The 17,551-nt window shown below is 25.1% G+C and carries 16 protein-coding genes, 3 pseudogenes and 1 CRISPR repeat array; of the genes and pseudogenes, 2 read left to right on the plus strand and 17 right to left on the minus strand.

Annotation, left to right across the window (positions count from 1 at the left end):
- Positions 1-264: DnaD domain protein (locus CSGHG_RS20620; RefSeq protein ID WP_010295456.1), on the plus strand; the 264-nt coding region annotated here is incomplete at its 5' end.
- Between the two features lie 277 nt (positions 265-541).
- Positions 542-1,428: direct repeats of the CRISPR family, unit length 30 nt; unit sequence ATTTAAATACATCTTATGTTAAGGTTCAAC.
- Positions 1,429-1,657: 229 nt separating this feature from the next.
- On the opposite strand, the gene CSGHG_RS11675 is transcribed toward CSGHG_RS20620, so the two are convergent.
- From CSGHG_RS11675 to CSGHG_RS11745, 15 genes and pseudogenes are all read right to left on the minus strand, one after another.
- On the minus strand, positions 1,658-1,891 hold the full coding sequence (locus CSGHG_RS11675) for a hypothetical protein (protein WP_010295459.1): 234 nt from the start codon (positions 1,889-1,891) through the stop codon (positions 1,658-1,660).
- A gap of 44 nt (positions 1,892-1,935) precedes the next feature.
- Positions 1,936-2,346, minus strand: coding sequence for a hypothetical protein (locus CSGHG_RS11680; RefSeq protein ID WP_010295462.1), 411 nt, complete (start codon positions 2,344-2,346; stop codon positions 1,936-1,938).
- 65 nt (positions 2,347-2,411) lie between these two features.
- Complete coding sequence (locus CSGHG_RS11685) at positions 2,412-2,711, minus strand: hypothetical protein (protein WP_010295465.1); 300 nt, start codon at positions 2,709-2,711, stop codon at positions 2,412-2,414.
- 339 nt (positions 2,712-3,050) lie between these two features.
- Positions 3,051-5,507 carry an ABC transporter permease gene (locus CSGHG_RS11690; RefSeq protein ID WP_162130916.1) on the minus strand — a complete coding sequence of 819 codons (2,457 nt, stop codon included), beginning with the start codon at positions 5,505-5,507 and terminating at the stop codon, positions 3,051-3,053.
- A 26-nt stretch (positions 5,508-5,533) separates the two neighbouring features.
- A complete protein-coding gene (locus CSGHG_RS11695) occupies positions 5,534-6,208 on the minus strand; it encodes an ABC transporter ATP-binding protein (protein ID WP_010295470.1) in 675 nt (224 codons plus the stop codon).
- A 123-nt stretch (positions 6,209-6,331) separates the two neighbouring features.
- Complete coding sequence (locus CSGHG_RS22725; protein WP_010295472.1) at positions 6,332-6,727, minus strand: sensor histidine kinase; 396 nt, start codon at positions 6,725-6,727, stop codon at positions 6,332-6,334.
- Between the two features lie 30 nt (positions 6,728-6,757).
- Complete coding sequence (locus CSGHG_RS20625) at positions 6,758-7,573, minus strand: sensor histidine kinase (RefSeq protein WP_010295474.1); 816 nt, start codon at positions 7,571-7,573, stop codon at positions 6,758-6,760.
- A 3-nt stretch (positions 7,574-7,576) separates the two neighbouring features.
- Positions 7,577-8,277: pseudogene (locus CSGHG_RS20630) on the minus strand (response regulator transcription factor).
- A gap of 106 nt (positions 8,278-8,383) precedes the next feature.
- A pseudogene (locus CSGHG_RS11715) lies at positions 8,384-10,560 on the minus strand (stage V sporulation protein D).
- Positions 10,561-10,908: 348 nt separating this feature from the next.
- A complete protein-coding gene (locus CSGHG_RS11720) occupies positions 10,909-11,907 on the minus strand; it encodes an inorganic phosphate transporter (protein WP_010295484.1) in 999 nt (332 codons plus the stop codon).
- Positions 11,900-12,523 (minus strand): DUF47 domain-containing protein, encoded by a 624-nt coding sequence (locus tag CSGHG_RS11725; RefSeq protein WP_010295487.1) that lies wholly within the window; start codon positions 12,521-12,523, stop codon positions 11,900-11,902. Before CSGHG_RS11725 ends, CSGHG_RS11720 begins: the two co-directional genes overlap by 8 nt.
- Before the next feature lie 284 nt (positions 12,524-12,807).
- Positions 12,808-13,581, minus strand: a complete 774-nt coding sequence (locus CSGHG_RS11730; protein ID WP_010295489.1) for a CPBP family intramembrane glutamic endopeptidase — start codon at positions 13,579-13,581, stop codon at positions 12,808-12,810.
- Positions 13,582-13,945: 364 nt separating this feature from the next.
- Positions 13,946-14,491: a hypothetical protein gene (locus CSGHG_RS11735; protein WP_010295492.1), complete on the minus strand. Its 546-nt coding sequence runs from the start codon at positions 14,489-14,491 to the stop codon at positions 13,946-13,948.
- A gap of 14 nt (positions 14,492-14,505) precedes the next feature.
- The gene (locus tag CSGHG_RS11740) at positions 14,506-14,940 is read right to left on the minus strand and encodes a hypothetical protein (protein ID WP_010295493.1); all 435 of its coding nucleotides are present in this window, start codon (positions 14,938-14,940) and stop codon (positions 14,506-14,508) included.
- A 179-nt stretch (positions 14,941-15,119) separates the two neighbouring features.
- Positions 15,120-15,326 (minus strand): hypothetical protein, encoded by a 207-nt coding sequence (locus CSGHG_RS11745; RefSeq protein ID WP_010295495.1) that lies wholly within the window; start codon positions 15,324-15,326, stop codon positions 15,120-15,122.
- Positions 15,327-15,651: 325 nt separating this feature from the next.
- Here CSGHG_RS11745 and CSGHG_RS11750 point away from each other — a divergent pair, with 325 nt between their 5' ends.
- On the plus strand, positions 15,652-16,164 hold the full coding sequence (locus CSGHG_RS11750) for a rhodanese-like domain-containing protein (protein WP_010295497.1): 513 nt from the start codon (positions 15,652-15,654) through the stop codon (positions 16,162-16,164).
- A 173-nt stretch (positions 16,165-16,337) separates the two neighbouring features.
- Here CSGHG_RS11750 and CSGHG_RS11755 read toward each other — a convergent pair whose 3' ends face one another.
- On the minus strand, positions 16,338-17,111 hold the full coding sequence (locus CSGHG_RS11755) for an MBL fold metallo-hydrolase (RefSeq protein WP_010295499.1): 774 nt from the start codon (positions 17,109-17,111) through the stop codon (positions 16,338-16,340).
- 204 nt (positions 17,112-17,315) lie between these two features.
- A pseudogene (locus CSGHG_RS23605) lies at positions 17,316-17,551 on the minus strand (hypothetical protein); the annotation flags it as partial.

Genomic DNA, 17,551 nt, shown 5'->3' on the forward strand with positions numbered 1-17,551 from the left:
GCAATTTTAACTTTAGATAGGCTTGTAGATGATAATGACACATTTACTGTTATAGATGCTATGGAAGAAGCAATTAGCAAAGGAAATGTTAGACTTTGCTATGTTGAAGGTATTCTTAAAAATTGGAAAATTAACGGTAAAAAGATAATGCAAAAGCACTATAAAAACTCATCTTCTAACAAAGATACATTTAATAATTTTCATCAAAGGAAATATGATTTTGATAAATTAGAGAAAGAACTTTTAGGTTATGATTTTTGTTAATGCACCAGCCATAAGATTGTAATTCTAAAACTTATCCGTTTATCAATGAGAAGTTTTAAATCTAAATCAAAACTTTTAAACGGACAATGATTAAAAATCTCTATGCCATAACAAGATGGATAGGTTCATTTGTGGCTAGTTATATATAAAATAAACAAATCACTAGTACTTTTATTAAATATTTGCCATTACATGATTCTAAAAAAATGAACCTTCAATCCATTTAACGTTAAGATTCAATGGTAGGTAACTACGCTAGATTCATGAAAGTTACAAAATTTAAATACATCTTATGTTAAGGTTCAACTTATATCCAGTTAAAATAGATCAGTTAACTATAGAATTTAAATACATCTTATGTTAAGGTTCAACTTATTTATCCTAAAGCAAGTACAGAGTTACAAAGATTTAAATACATCTTATGTTAAGGTTCAACTATAGCTATTACAAACCATTTAATAACGGTACAATTATTTAAATACATCTTATGTTAAGGTTCAACGGGAATCTTTTATCTCTCAAGATGTAATATATCCATTTAAATACATCTTATGTTAAGGTTCAACATAAATAGCTTTATGACCTTCAAATTCTATTATCCTAAATTTAAATACATCTTATGTTAAGGTTCAACTTTTTACTTCTTCACCTAAATTTTCTTTACTTAATCCATTTAAATACATCTTATGTTAAGGTTCAACCCGTCGGATTTAGTTAAAGAAGTATTTACACTAAGATTTAAATACATCTTATGTTAAGGTTCAACTTTCAAGTTCGGGTATCATTTTATCCATAGCAATTATTTAAATACATCTTATGTTAAGGTTCAACTAAAAAATAGAGAACTTAGAGAAAATGCAGAACTTACATTTAAATACATCTTATGTTAAGGTTCAACTACTGCCCTTTTTCTATATAAGAAGTTAGTATATCCTATTTAAATACATCTTATGTTAAGGTTCAACATATAAGAGAACAAAAGACTGGTAAAGAAAAGAGAAATTTAAATACATCTTATGTTAAGGTTCAACACATTTGAAAATAATGCAGATCATTCTTTTTTTAAATTTAAATACATCTTATGTTAAGGTTCAACTTTAAAATTTCAATATTAATATCTTCATATTCTTTTTTATTTAAATACATCTTATGTTAAGGTTCAACCATTGAAAAATAGCCATTCTTTATTTTTCATTATACATCCAAACTATTGATTTTGCTAGGTTTTATTGTTTTTTTACCAGTGATTTTTATTTTTTAAAGCAAACCAGCAAAACACCTTTTAAACTCAGTAATTTCAAAGCATTACAAGTTTTTAATGAATATTTTGCTGGTAAAATTCATTATTTTATTTAAAATAACATTTTATTTGTAAATTCCTCTTCAAAGGTAATTAGACCCTTATCTTCATTATTTTTATTTTTTCAAACTCTTCTTTAAATACTAGTTTAGCTTTTTCTGTATCTTTATTTATTTTTGCTTCATAGGTAGCTAATGCTCTTGCTTTTGTTATAGCTTTGCTATTTTCTATAAAACTTTTGTTGTTATCATAATATTCTTTTGCTTTTTCTATATTATCTTCTATTACTGCATAATAAAAGAATATATCATGTGTGTAGGTAAACATTGTTCCTGTAAGTGGTGTTATATCATATTCACTATCAAATTCTATTATAGTTTTAATTTTTCTTTTCCACTTTCCATATCTAAATTATGTATAGCTTTAAGATATCTATAATACTCTAAGGCAACAGAGCAATATTTTGAAGCCTTTTCTTTATTAGTATTTAAATATTTATCATCTAATTTATTAGGTTCTACCCCTTCCTTTATTAAATATTCTAAAAGTAATAAATCTACTGCTTCATTATCTTTAACTAAAGAATATATCCAATAACCGTCATTTAACATATACTTTGATTTGTAAATTACTAAATTAAGTATAAATAACATAATTCCTACAACTGAATTTAAAGCAAATAATATATTAGTGTATGGATTATTTATAATAAAGATTAAAATTAAAGTTATAATTGAAAATATTAAATTAAAAAGCCCACCACCTAAAAACATCTTTATCATGGAGTTTTTATGAAAGTTTTTACTATTTATATTTAAAACAGCTTGTCCACCATAAGCAGTACCTTTTAATTTTGTATCTTTTTTATTCTTAATTTACCATTATCATCTTTTAAAATAGTAAATGATAGTACTTTTAGCTCTTTAAACTCATATCCACTTATTACTCCTAATACTATATGTCCTATTTCATGAATTATTATATTAAATATCATAGATATAGAAGTGAAAATCACTACTAAGCATAATCTAAGAATTATTGGTATTTGAAAAACGCTTAATTTAGCTCCAGAAAAAAATCCAACTATAGCAAATAATATAATCATAATTATAATTGGTATTTTAGTTTCATATCTTTTTTTAACCATTAAGTCCTCCTCTAAATTTTATTTTTCCTTAATACTACTCATTATATAATATATTTACAACATTATATATACAATTATTAACTTTTATATATAATGTTACTACTTTTACTATATTTTATAGAGTTCAAGTTGACTTTCCAAATTATCCATTCAAAAACTTAAATACCTAAAATAGCGAGACATGCTCAAAATCACTTAGAATTCAACACTGCATCTTGTGTAAAATATTTTAAGGTTATTGAATTGGAGCTTGTTTCCCTATATTTGTTTTAGCTTTTTTAAAAGTTTAAAGCCACCTTTTCACAAAATTTTGAGAAGGTGGCTTAGTTAATTTATATTTTATACATTTTCTAATCTTATATTTTCTATTATATTTTCTTTTTTCAATTTTGAAATTGGAAAATATCCAGCTATAAGAACTATAAAGAATATTCCTATTATAGAAATTATTATTGATGTATATGGAAATACAAACTTGATATTTACTAGCATACTCATTGATTTTTGAATGCCATAGCATAAAAGTAACCCTATAGGTATGGCTATTATAAGAGACATAACACCATAATATATACTCTCTAAATATAGCATTTTATTTAACCCCTGCGGTGTTATACCAATGGATTGTATCATAGCAAATTCTCTTTTTCTAAGAGCAATATTAGTTTGTATTGTATTTATTATGTTAGATACACCTATAAGTGTTACCACTGCTATAAATCCATTTAAAAATATCATTATACCAACCTTACTTCTATACATATATTCTTTTTCACTTGTTAAATCAATTATATTAAAGCTTAAATATTCCTGTGATATTTTTTCTAACTGTGTTTTTGTTTCTTTTGGGTTTGATGACTTTATATTTATTGAACTATTAAACTCCACAGTACTATCTTGTTTTTTAACTTCATTTAATACACTGTCAAAAACTTTATCAGAAGTTATAAGTATAGGTCCTTTTAAAGCATTCTCCACACCAGTTGGAATCTCATTCGTACGAGCTACTATTTTAACTTTTACTGATACATTTTTATTCTTTTTAGTTAAAGTTATATAATCTCCAACTTTTAAATTGAACATTTCAATATCTGATATTTTCCCATTATCTATAATCTTATTTGTGAAAACTAAAATAGCACCATTATCTTTTAAAGCTTCTTCTTCATCAAAATTTCCATCAATTAATTTTTTATTAATTATATCAAATTCTTTATCCCCAACAGACATATAACTAGCACCTAAATTTACATTTTCCTCCTTTTCAACTAACTCCTTAGCTTCATCTGTAAGGTCTGATAATTTTATAATTGAATTGCAACTTAAAAGTTTTAAATTTGAAACACGTTCACTTCCATCTACTTTGCAAATTTTATCTTTAACATCATCTTTTAAATTATCATATATAGGTATAAAAAAATCATAATTAGTTAAAGAATACATTGAGTCAAAAGCAGTAGTAAAATTACTTAACATTCCATTAAAAGTTAAGAATAATATTATACTAAATACTAAAGATGCAATAGTAACTCTATATTTTCTTTTATTTCTCTTTAAATTTTTATATGCAAATTGTCCTTCTACACCTAAAACAAGTTTTATTAATTTGCCTGATTTTACTTTTTTAAATTTATAGTCTGTATTTCCTCTAATTCCATCTATTATAGAGACCTTTGATGCCTTCTGTGCAGGAGCTAAAGCAGAGATTAACACTGTAATAAATACAACTACAAAGCTTATTAAAATAATTTTACCACTTATAACAGTTTGTAAATTTAATGACCCTATCATTGAATCTTTTAAAAAATAATTCATAAGTTTAAAAAGTAAATTTAATGTTATAGTTCCAAAGAAAATCCCTATTGGTATTCCAATTAAGCTCATAAGTATTCCTTCTGCAAAAACCATTTTTTTAATTTGTGATTTTGTTGCACCTACTGAAGCCAATGTTGAAAACAATTTTTTTCTCTCTACTATTGATATTGAAAAAGAATTATAAACAGTAGCTATTGTTGCAATTAATACTAAAGATCCAATTATTATTGACATAGTTAATAATACACCGTTTAAATTTTCTGAATCACTTTGACCATAACAATCTAGTAATCCATCATTATACTCAATAGGTAATTTACCATCAATCTTTTCTATATTTAAATCCTTTGCAATACTTTCGAATTCTGCTCTTATATTTCTGTTACTTTTTAGCTTTACATATACATCATAATTTGTAGAATTATCAACGTTGTTTAAATTACTTAATGCCATAAACACATTATTACTTCTACTTTCTATTACTACACTATCTAATAGCCCTACAATTTTAAAAGTTCTATTTTCTAATTTTTTATTTTCATTTAATACATCTAAAGTTATACTATCTCCTATTTTTTTATTGCCTAACACTTTTAAAGCTTTATTAGTGATTGCTATTTCGTCTTCTTTTTTAGGAAATTCTCCTTCTTTTACATTATACGGTTGTAATGTTTCATTAAACTTATTTACTTTGTTTATAACAATACTTTTTCCTTTTTCATTAGGAACTTCGCCTATATAAGAGGTATTCCATATTAGTTCCTTTTCAACTTTTACATGATTTTTTAGAACATTAACTTTATCTCCTTTTAGATTTTTGAATATACCATAGTAATCTCCATTGTCATTAATAACATCTCTTGTCATAGTTTCTTGCATACTTACAGCTATTGTTCCTATTCCTGAAAGTAATGCTGCTGAAAGTATTATTCCTATAATAGTTACTATAGTTCTTTTCTTATTTTTTTTAATATATTTCATTGTCAGTGATAAGTAAAAGCCCATAACTATATCACCTCATCTTCACTTAATATTCCATCTTCTATTCTAACTATTCTATCTGACTGAGATGCAACATTTAAATCATGGGTTATAAGTATTAATGATGTATTATACTTTTTAACTGTTAATTTTAAAAGCTCCATTATTTCCTTCGTACTTTTACTATCTAAGTTACCAGTAGGTTCATCAGCTAAAATTACAGAAGGTTTGTTTATAAGTGCTCTACCTATAGCTACTCTTTGTTGTTGTCCTCCTGATAGTTGATTTGGAAGATGATTTTCTCGCTCTTTAAGTCCTAATGTATTTAATATGTCTTCAAGATACTCTTTATCTATTTTTTTGCCATCTAATTCTGCTGGAAGTGTTATATTTTCCTTTGCTGTCAATACAGGAATTAGGTTGTAGAATTGAAATATGATTCCTAAATTTCTTCTTCTAAAGACTGCTAATTTCTTTTCTTTTAACGAACCTAAATTTACATCTTCAACAAAAACTTTTCCTTCAGTTGGCTTGTCTACTCCTCCTAATAAATGCAATAATGTTAATTTTCCAGAACCACTAGCACCTATTATGGCAACAAACTCCCCTTTATTTACAGAAAAATTAACATTTTTTAATGCATATACTTTATTATTATCTCCATATATTTTTGATAAATTTCTAGCTTTAAGTATTTCCATTTTTACAACACCCTTTCTAAAACTTAATAAGTTATTTTTTCAACTTACATTATTAAGTGTAATCCTTTAAGATTACTTTATAGTGAATATTATAGTGACAAATTAGTCACTAATCTTTATAAACTATTTTAGAAAGCTTATAATAAATTCTGCACCTTTGCCTTCATGACTTTTTACATATATAGAACCATTCTGATTTTCTATTATAGTTTTAGAAAGGGCAAGCCCTATTCCAACACTATCACTCTTATTAATATTGCTACTTTTATAAAATCTTTTAAATATGTTATGTAAATCTTTTTTACTAATTCCAATACCGTTATCCTTTATTTTAATTTCAGAATAAAGGTTGTTTTCCTCATAATTTATAATTATAGTTCCATCTTTGGGAGTATGCTCTACAGAATTTTTCATTATATTAGTAAAGGCTTCTATAGACCATTGTGTATCCCCTATATAATAAGAATCTTCATTTCCATTTAAAATAATTTCTATATTTTTTCCTTTATAAAAGACCATAATGAAGATTTAACTTCACTTATTAAATTTTTAATATTTATTTTTCTTTTTAAATTTAACTACACCTGCATCTAATCTTGAAAGTTTTAATAAACTCTTTATAAGCCATTCCATTCTTTTAAGCTGAATTTCACTATTTTCTAAAAACTCTTTTCTTATATTCCAATCCATTTTAGGGTTAATCATAAGCTCATTAAACATTATAAGTGATGTCATTGGTGTTTTTAATTGATGAGATATGTCTGCCATAGTGTCACTTAAAAACACTTTTATTCTTTTTTCTTTATCTAAATGTTCCTTTAAAATGGAGGTCATTTTAACAATATTACTTTTTAAAATACCAATATCTCCATCACTATAGGAATCTAAATTATAATTATAATTTCCCTTTATTATGCTTTCAGTAAAATTTATACCTAAATATATTTCTTTATAATAAATTTTTAGTATTATGATTATGATAATTAGAAACAACATGAATATTGTAAAAATTAAAGCCATGGTAAAAAACATATAATTTTTAAATGTATGTTTTACTATAGGTTCATTTTCAAAGTTCATATCATTATAATAACCATATTGTTTTAGCAAACTCGTTCCTTTTAAAACATGAATTTTATCTTTTTTATTATCAGAGATAGTTAATTTTACTATTGTTTCTTTCTCCATAGGATATTTATCAGAAATAGCTCCTACAAGTGCTGATTTATAATTTATAACTTCTTTTTTCATAGCATTACAAAAATATATAGCTATGATTGTAGCAAAAACTGTAGATATTAAAAATACTATTAAAAATAAAGTTAAAATTTTCTTTACCTCTGGATTTTTTAAAATTTTACTCATTTATTAATCTTCACTCCTTCTACATTTCCACTTATAACCTAGTCCCCTAATAGTTATAATATATTTAGGATTAGAAGGATCATCCTCTATTTTACTTCTTAGTCTTTTAATATAAACACTTAAAGTATTATCGTTTACAAACTCACCTGAATCATCCCATAATTTATCTAATATAACTTCTCTTGTAAGAGTTATATCAAAGTTATTTATAAATAAGAGTAAAAGTTTATACTCTGATGATGTTAAAATGATTTCTTCACCTTTTTTAAAACCTTCATAGCTAAAGTATCTATTTTTAAATCATCAAATTTTAAAATCTTCTTTTCTTCATAATTGATTAATTTCTTTTTCCTTCTTATAACTGCATTAATTCTTGAAATAAGTTCTCTTACTCTAAAAGGTTTTGTAATATAATCATCTCCACCAATATCTAATCCCATTACGATATTAACTTCTTCATCACAAGCAGTTAAAAAAATAATACCTACATCGCTATTTTCCCTAATTTCATTGCAAAAATCATAACCATTTCCATCAGGCAAATTTATATCTAAAAGCAATAGACTATAGTTATTATCCTTTATAAAATTTCTAGCAATGTTTAAAGTCTTTGCAATATCCACATAAAAGCCTTCCTGCTCTAATGAATATTTTATTCCTAAAATTATTGAACTATCATCTTCTACAAGTAAAATTTTCTCCATAATAACCTCCATAATTTTTCAATCTTAAAAAACTGATACTTAAGGTGAAGTATATCATCTTAAATACCAGTTTTAATTTATTCTGTTAAGGATTTAAAATCCATATTTATTTTTCTAAAGTACACTTTATAACTGTACCTTTATTAACAACTTTTCCCTTAGCTATATTTTGAGATTTTACAATTCCTGTACCTTCAAATTCACCTTTTAATCCCAACTTATTTAATATTTCATTTGTTTCTGTCTCACTATAATTAGCTAAATTTGGTACTTCAACCATTTTATCAACATTGTTTAGCTTTCCTAATTTAACAATTATTTCAGTTCCTTCACTTAAAGTGTGACCTGGCTTTGGTAATATATCTGTAATATACTCACCTTCACCATCTAATTTGTAATTTAGTCCACTTGCTTTTATTAAATCTATTCCTTCTGATTGTTTTAATCCTCTACCCTCTGGAACTATTACATCTTTACCTGTACCAGCTTTATTAGATGAATAACTAGGATTTAAAGCTAAATAATTACCAAGCTCTTCAAACAACATTTTACCTATTGGAGCTGCTGTTTGACTAGCATAATATGCTGATGAATCTGGCTCATCTACAGAAATTAAAATTGTTACTTGTGGATCATCTACTGGCATCATGCCAACATATGATGAAACATATTTTCCAGCAGCATATCCACCGTTCCCAGCTTTCTCAGCAGTTCCAGTTTTACCACCAGTCTTATATTCTTTTACATATGCACTTGTTCCACCATTAGCTTCAACTGTAGATTCAAGTTGTTTTTTATTTCATCTAAGCTTTCTTTTTTAACACCATTATCTGTAACTGTTGCTTTATAATTTTGGTCTACTATTTTATTTCCAGACTCATCATAATGAGCTATCTCTTTCATAACATGTGGTGTTATAAGCTTTCCACCATTAACTATGGAGTTAAATGCTTGCATAAATTGCATTATAGTAACTGTATTAGTTTGTCCAAAAGAAATTGTGGCAAGATCCACATTACTTATTTGCTCAGGAGTTTTTACAATTCCTATTGCTTCACCTGGAAGATCTATTCCTGTCTTTTTACCAAAGCCAAACTGTTCTATATACTTATATAAGGTTTCCTTACCCATTTTTGCTCCAAGTTCCATGAACCCAACATTACAAGATTGTTCCATAATTTGTTCAAAAGTAAGAGGTCCATGACCATTTCTATCCCAACAATGTATTGTTTCATTATCTATTGTTAAACTTCCATTACATTGAAAAACATCACCAGGGTGTGCTGTTCCGGTTTCTAGTGCTGCTATAGAAGTTATAACCTTAAATATAGATCCTGGTTCAAAGGCATCATTTACTGCCCTATTTCTCCAAAGTTGTTGAAGCTCTTCACTATTTAAATCTCCATCCCAAGGAGCATTAGGGTTATAATCTGGTTTATTTGACATTCCTAAAATTTCTCCAGTATTAGGATTCATTACTATAATTGAAACTGCTTTTGCACTATTATCATCTAACGCTTTTTGTGCAGCCTTTTCTGTGAAAAGTTGAATATTTTCATCTAATGTTAATATAACATCTCTGCCATCTACCGGTTGTGTGTAATCTACTGTTTCATATGGAATATTTTCATCAAAAGCATCAAGTTCATCAATTTTTATTCCTGGAACACCAGATAAATACTTATTATAGTATAATTCAACACCAGTTAATCCTTCACCATCTGAATTAGTATGCCCTAATACATGTGATGCAAAATTATTATTTGTATAATATCTTTTAGTATCTGGAGATATTATAAATCCTATAAGACCATTTTTCTTTTGATAATCTTGAATTTTATCTGCTATTTCTTTTTCTATTCTTCTTTTTAAAATTATATTGTTTACCGGGTCTCCATTAGGTAATTTAGCTGTCATCATTTTATTAACTTCATCTTTGTCCATACCTAATATACCTGCAACAGCAGAAGAAACTTCTGTCATCTTCATATTTTCTCTTTCTAAAGATTCTCTAAGTGATTTTAAATCTACATCAACCCTATATACATCTACACTTACTGCTAGTTCATTTCCTTCTCTATCTAATATGCTTCCTCTTTTAGCACTTACTGTAACATTGTTGTTCCATTGTATAACTGCCTGATTTTTATAGTTATCACCTTTGATTATCATTACATATACTAACCTTATAAATAAATATATGAATAGAGTTATTGAAATTCCTATTATAACTAAAATTCGCTTTCTCATACTTTTCTTGTTAATCCAATTTTCTTTTGCCACTTATTCGCCCTCCATAAAAATTATTTTCCCCTAATTTTTAAAAGCTTGTACATAAACATACTATAGTTTCTCTAGAATTTTAACCTATACATAAATTAAGTGAAAATTTTTCATGTATAAATTATAATTAGAGCTTACACCTCTATGTATAAAACCAAATTAACCTATAACTCTTACAACTTTTACAATTTAATTAACTGATATGCTTTACTTGGCATTTTTTTCATATACTTAAAATATTATATCATATAAGATATTTTAAATAAATTAGTAATCTGTATATAATTATATTAATTTATATAAAAAAATCCTAAAATGCTTTATTAAATTCACATTTTAGGATTTCTTTTATACAAATAATTTAGCTATTAATACAAGTATAGCTGAAAATAAAGCAGTAACAGGTATAGTTAAAACCCATGTCCATACTATATTTTGAGCAACAGACCATTTTACAGATTTTAGATTTTTAGATGCTCCAACACCCATAATAGTTGTTGAAATTATATGAGTTGTACTTACTGGAGCATGGAATAAAGTAGCTCCTAATATTACTGTTGCCGCTCCTGTTTGAGCTGCAAAACCATTTACTGGGCTAAGCTTTGCCATTCCACTTCCCATAGTTTTTATTATTTTTTTACCACCTACGGAAGTTCCTAGAGCCATTGATAACGCACAACTAGCTATAACCCATGTAGGTACTTTAAATTCACTTATAAATCCACCACTTAATAAGGCCATCGTTATCATTCCCATAGATTTTTGTGCATCATTTCCTCCATGGTTTAGTGCCATAAAAGATGCTGCTACAATTTGAAGTTTTTTGAAAAATTTATTTACAACCTGTACTTTAAATGGTTTTAAAATCCAATTCAATAATACCATTATTATATATCCTGCAACAAAACCTATAACTGGAGATAAAAATAACCATAAAATTACACTATGAAAAAGATTATACCAATTAACTACATCCAGTGTATATGTATAAGCAATTCCTCCACCAACTAAGGCTCCTATAAGGGCATGTGAAGAACTGCTTGGTATTGCAAAATACCAAGTTAAAAGATTCCATGCAATAGCTGCTATTAAAACTATCATAATAACCCATTGTGGTATGGCATTATGACTTACAATATTATCACCTACTGTTTTAGCAACTGCCGTTCCCATAAAGGCTCCTATAAAGTTGAATACTGCACATAATAAAATCGCCACTTTAGGAGATAGTGCTCTTGTTGAGATTGAAGTTGCTACTGCTGTAGCTGTGTCATGAAATCCATTAATAAAATCAAATATTATTACCAGCACAACTATTACTGCAGTTATTAAAAATGTACTATGCATGTTTCATGACAACCCCTTCAACTATATTTGCTACATTTTCACAACTATCTAGTGTATCCTCTAACATTTGATATATTTCTTTCCACTTTATAATTGTAAGGACATCTTTTTCATTTTTAAATAGATCTGCTACAGTTTTTCTAAATAACTTATCGCCGTTTAATTCTATATTTTTTATATTTTTAACTTTTGAAGATATATTATTTTTTTTATCTAATAATTTCATTTCATTCATTAATTCCATAATTTCTTTTGTAACATTAACAATCATACTACATAAATTTTCAGCTTGTACATTAGATTCGTTTATATCAAACATTGTAAATCTATGCATAGTTCCACCAATTAAATCTGTAATACTTTCTAAAGATTTACTTATAGCATAAATATCTTCTCTGTCTATTGGAGTTATAAATGCTGTGTTAAGTTCTTTAATTACTTTAGACAGAATATCTTCACCTTCTTCTTCTAACTTTTCTAGTTTCTTAGCTACATTTTCTTTGTTTTTCAAATCATTTATAGCCTCACCTAAAACTAAAGCTGAATTGTATACATTTGTTGATTGCTCACAAAACATCTTATAAAACTTTTCTTCCTTTGGGTTTAAATTGAACATTTTATCTATCTCCCTACATTTAAAAACTTTGTACTATATTGTATTATTTTGTAACATACAATTTTAGTATAATACGATATTTTATTTTTTAAATATATTAATTATTTTTTAACATAAACTTAATATAAAACTACATTTTTATTCCATTTTAATTTATCAATTGTTTATTATATGTTGATAAATAAACTTATAACTCTTAATTCTTAACTGTTAACTAACTATAGTTGTACTTATTTTTTCTTAACTGATAACAAAATTTTGATGTATAAATTTAATTTGAAAACTTATATTTTATAATTAATTAAATTAACACTTTTTTTATAAAATTCATATATAGTTAATGCAGTTATAATTAAAATACCTAAAAAAATCTTTATTAGCACAATTTTGAAATCATCCATGTTACTTGACAAAATCATAGTATTAAACATTCCATGTATTAGAGCAGCTGCAAATACAGATTTAGATTTTTTCCTAATATATGTAATAATTATAGATATAATAAACATTTGTAGAAAATTAATAACTACTCCTATAATAGGATTACTAGGATATTTATACAAAATTGTAACAGGAGTATGCCATAAAGCCCATATGAATCCTATTAATAATGACAACTTAAATATTCCTAAAAACTTTAGATTATTATATAAAAATCCTCTCCATGCTAATTCTTCTATGTAGGCTGAAAGGGATGCAATTGATAATCCTATTATTACATTAAATACAAATTCCTTTTGTGAAAAAATAATAGCATTAAACTTAATAATGCTAACTATGTTAATAGTTAATCCCATCACCACTGGTATTAATATTCCAATCAAAAACCAAATATTAAATTTTAAAGAAACCTTAATAAAACTTTTTAAAGTATCTTTAAATATAAATTTTTCCACAATAATAATTGAAATAAGAGGAAAAGTCATTGATAATCCTATTAAATTCAAAGTTTTTGAATTTGCATTTCCACCAATTCCTTGAAGTATTATAAAAAATATAATTGTAATTACATATGTTAATCCTACAAAAGACAATACTTTTTTTGTACTTTTACCCATAAATAACACCTCATATCTATATTTTATAGATAAGTAATCTTAATTTTAAAAATATAGTATAAAATCTATAAATTTGCATTTATTATATCATTATTGTTAAAATATATCAATTTTCGACATTTATGCTAATTAAACTGTTTATTTTTTATTATTTTTAAATTTTATATAATATTTTCTAATTTTAAAAATAAAAAATACATGATTGACTTTAATTTTAATCAATCATGTATATAAAATTTCAACCTAACTTATAAGTTTATTCATTTAAAAACTTGGATAACTAAATAATAAAAACTTCTCTAAACCAATTTAAATTTATTAAATAAATTTAAATTTGAGATTTTTATCCTATATCATTTTTATGTTAAGAGCATTGTTTATAATTTTCCTTACTAACTGTATTACATCTAATATTCTTATTTTTTAAATTTCCACTTAATAACGATTTGTATTTCACATACTCAAATAATTCTTCATAATCCAAATTGAAGTATTCACTTTTTCTTGATATTAAATTTGCATAAAACATTGGAAGTGTTGATTTTATTTTAGATAGTATTTCCTCCATAATAATAATATCTTCATATTTTTTTAGATTATCTTCTATTATGATATAGATTTTTCTTATACCTTCATAATTATAATTATAAACACATGTATAGAACTCTTTTAAAATACTTATATCAGAAAACATTCTAGTTGTTTTTACTATTTTTCTTTTTAAATTTTTCAATGTAGATTCTCTATCTTTTATTAAAACTAAATTATATAAATCTTTTATATTATCTATGTTATATATAGAAAATTCTCTTAAATTATCTTTAGCAAATTCTTTTAAAATTTGTGATTTATAACTATCTTCAAAATCTATAATATTTTTTATTTGCTGTAACTTATTTTCTATAAACAATAATTTACTTATATTTATTTCATTAATTTTTCTAAAAAGAACTCATTACAGTTTTCATTCCAATAATTAATAAGTTTTTTCTCTATTGATTTCATTTTCATATAATTATACATTACTAAATAGTGATTTACAGTTTCTATTTTACATTTGTTTATTCTACATCTTTTTATTAAATTGAAAATAGCTATATTTTTCATCTTACACCTTAATGTCAGCTTACCATTTTCTTTTATGTCCTTATATATTTCATTTAACTCTTTTTTAAAGTCCAATATTTCTATATCTTTAGGAACATAGATATTCATAGCATAAATTCTTTTATTAAAAAATGCTAATTTTTTTAAAAGTTTCATTGAATTTGTATAAAAATCATTTAATTTAACTTGCAAATTTTTATCTTTTTCATATTGACTAACTAAAGTTTCAAAGCCATTATTATTAAAAAACAATAATTGATTTTGGATTGAATTTAAACTATATTTTATAGTTTTTATATTAAAATTTTTATTATTAAAAATTGAATTTATATCTTCTAATTCTATAGTATCTATATATTTTTTTAAAATCTTATATTCTTTTAAAGTATCGATAAATTCCTCTTCACTGAGTATATCTTTTTCTATAAGTTTTAATTTTTTATATCTTTTATATTTTTATCTGAATATGATTTAAATAGTTCTATAAGCTTATTATATTCTTTATTAGTAATAGGACTTGTACTCTTATAATCTATAATATCTTCTACAAAATAATACTGGCACTCCTTACTTTTAACCCAACTTGCTATATCTTTTAAAGTTAAACACTTGTCATTTTTAATAGTATCAACTGCCATTATTGTTCCCCCACTTTACACCTTAGTTTTGTTTTTACAATTTTAAATTCATATTGCATTAGTATGAATCTCAACTTAAATTTATTACTATATTTTAATTTTTAACTAACTATAGTTGTACTTATTTTTCTTAACTGATAAGAAAAATAAATATAACTAAATAAATATTTAACAATAGCAGTATATGAAATACAAATAGTTATCTATATTTCTATTTGTATTTCATATATGTATATTTCATCAAATTATAGTATAATGTAATTTGAATTTACAAATTTTTCATTGTTTGTAAAGATGTAAATTTTTCTATACAGGAGGGAATATTATGAAAAAAACTGCTAGTTTAATGTTAGCGTTACTTGTTGCTACATCGGTTACACTTGCTGGATGTGGAGCAGACAACACTAAAAATGAAAGTAAAAATAATGCAGCTACTAATCAAAGTAGTGAACAAAAAGAAGACAAAAAAGAAGATGAAAATAAAAGTGAATTTAAATATTACACTGCTGAAGAGTTAAAAAAAGCCATAGAAAACAACGATAAAGTTGTAATGTTAGATATACAAGTTGAAGAAGAATTTAACGAACACCACATAAAAGGTGTAATTCCTACACATGCTTATCCAGTGAAAACTGATGAAGATAAAGCAAAACTTGATAAAGTTTTAGACAAGCTTAATGAATCTAAGGATCCAATTGTTATAGTTTGTCCTGGTGGCGCTGGTGGTGCTGAAAGAACTTATGGATATCTAAAAGAAAAAGGAATTGACGAAGGAAGATTATTCATCCTTAAAGATGGTCAAAAAAACTGGCCTTATGATGAGTTATTAGAGAAATAATAATTTAAAAAGTCAACTTAGAACCTTATAAAAACTGCCTAAAATAGAAGTTTCATTCTATTTTAGGCAGTTTTTAAGTTATATATTATAAATTTAGTATATCTTTAAAAATAACACTGTTATGAATTATTTAATATATTTAATATTTATTTTTAAAATTTAAATTTATCTTGCTATATTTTTATTTTGAAGTCACCAAAATCAAATAAGCCACTTCCTTGATTTAATTGACCATTATCTTCAATTTCTTTAAATCCATGTTTAATTTTTTCAACTAAATTTACATTTATATTTAACTCATTGTGAGAAGGTAATATTTTCACTATCCCCTTTAAGTTACTTATCTTATCAATTGATTTTTTAAACAATTGAGGATCTGTACTTGGATAAAACGCATATAAAGTTCCTTTATATATTAAATCGCCTGTATATAAATACCCTTTTTCTTCTTCGAATAAGCAAATATGACCTGGCGAATGTCCCGGAGTATGTATAACCCTAAGTTTTCTTGAACCAATATCTATAATATAATTATCTTCTATTATTTTAGTTGGATTACCAATGTAAACTTTATAATCTTCTATTTTAAAATCTATTGGTGGATTTTTAATAAAAGGCTCCATCATTATATTTTTACAAACTACACTATTAGGAATAGGAATGCCCTTACTTAGCCATTCTGCATCCTGTTTATGAACATAAATATGATTAAAGAATTTATGCCCTCCTATATGATCCCAGTGCACATGAGTTGTAATAACTATAATAGGTAAATTAGTCAATTTATCAACTTCTTTTTTTATATTTCCTATACCTAATCCAGTGTCAATTAAAAGTGCATATTCCTTCCCTATTAGCAAATATGAATGTACCTTTTCCCAATGCCCATACTCACTTATTGAGTATGTATTGTCATCTATACTTTCAATTGTAAACCATTCTTCCATGTTTCCTCACTCCATATTAAAACTTATTATAAAATGCTGTAGTGTTGCAATCATATGTATAAGATTAATACACTAATAAAATATGCTATATAACCTATATTATACATTATCTTTTCTTAATAAGTACCATATATGGAAATAAATTTTAAAAGAGCTACCATAATAAAATATTTTTAATATGGTAGCTCTTTAAAATTAATAATATTAACGATATGGTATTTGAGATTTTACTATAGTTATATCTTCTTTTTCCCCTTTACTATCTAGGTACAATTGATGTAATTCTAATAATCTTTCAAGACCCTTTTGAGCAAGTTCTATATTAGTTTTAGGACCAATAGTTATGGATGTTATGGGAATTTCCCATTTACCATCTTTGTTTATAAACTTAATCTCTATATAAGGTATAATTACACCATTCCTATTAGTAAATTTAATAA

Origin of the sequence: Clostridium senegalense JC122, assembly GCF_000285575.1 — a bacterium.
GTDB classification, from domain to species: Bacteria; Bacillota; Clostridia; order Clostridiales; family Clostridiaceae; genus Clostridium_J; species Clostridium_J senegalense.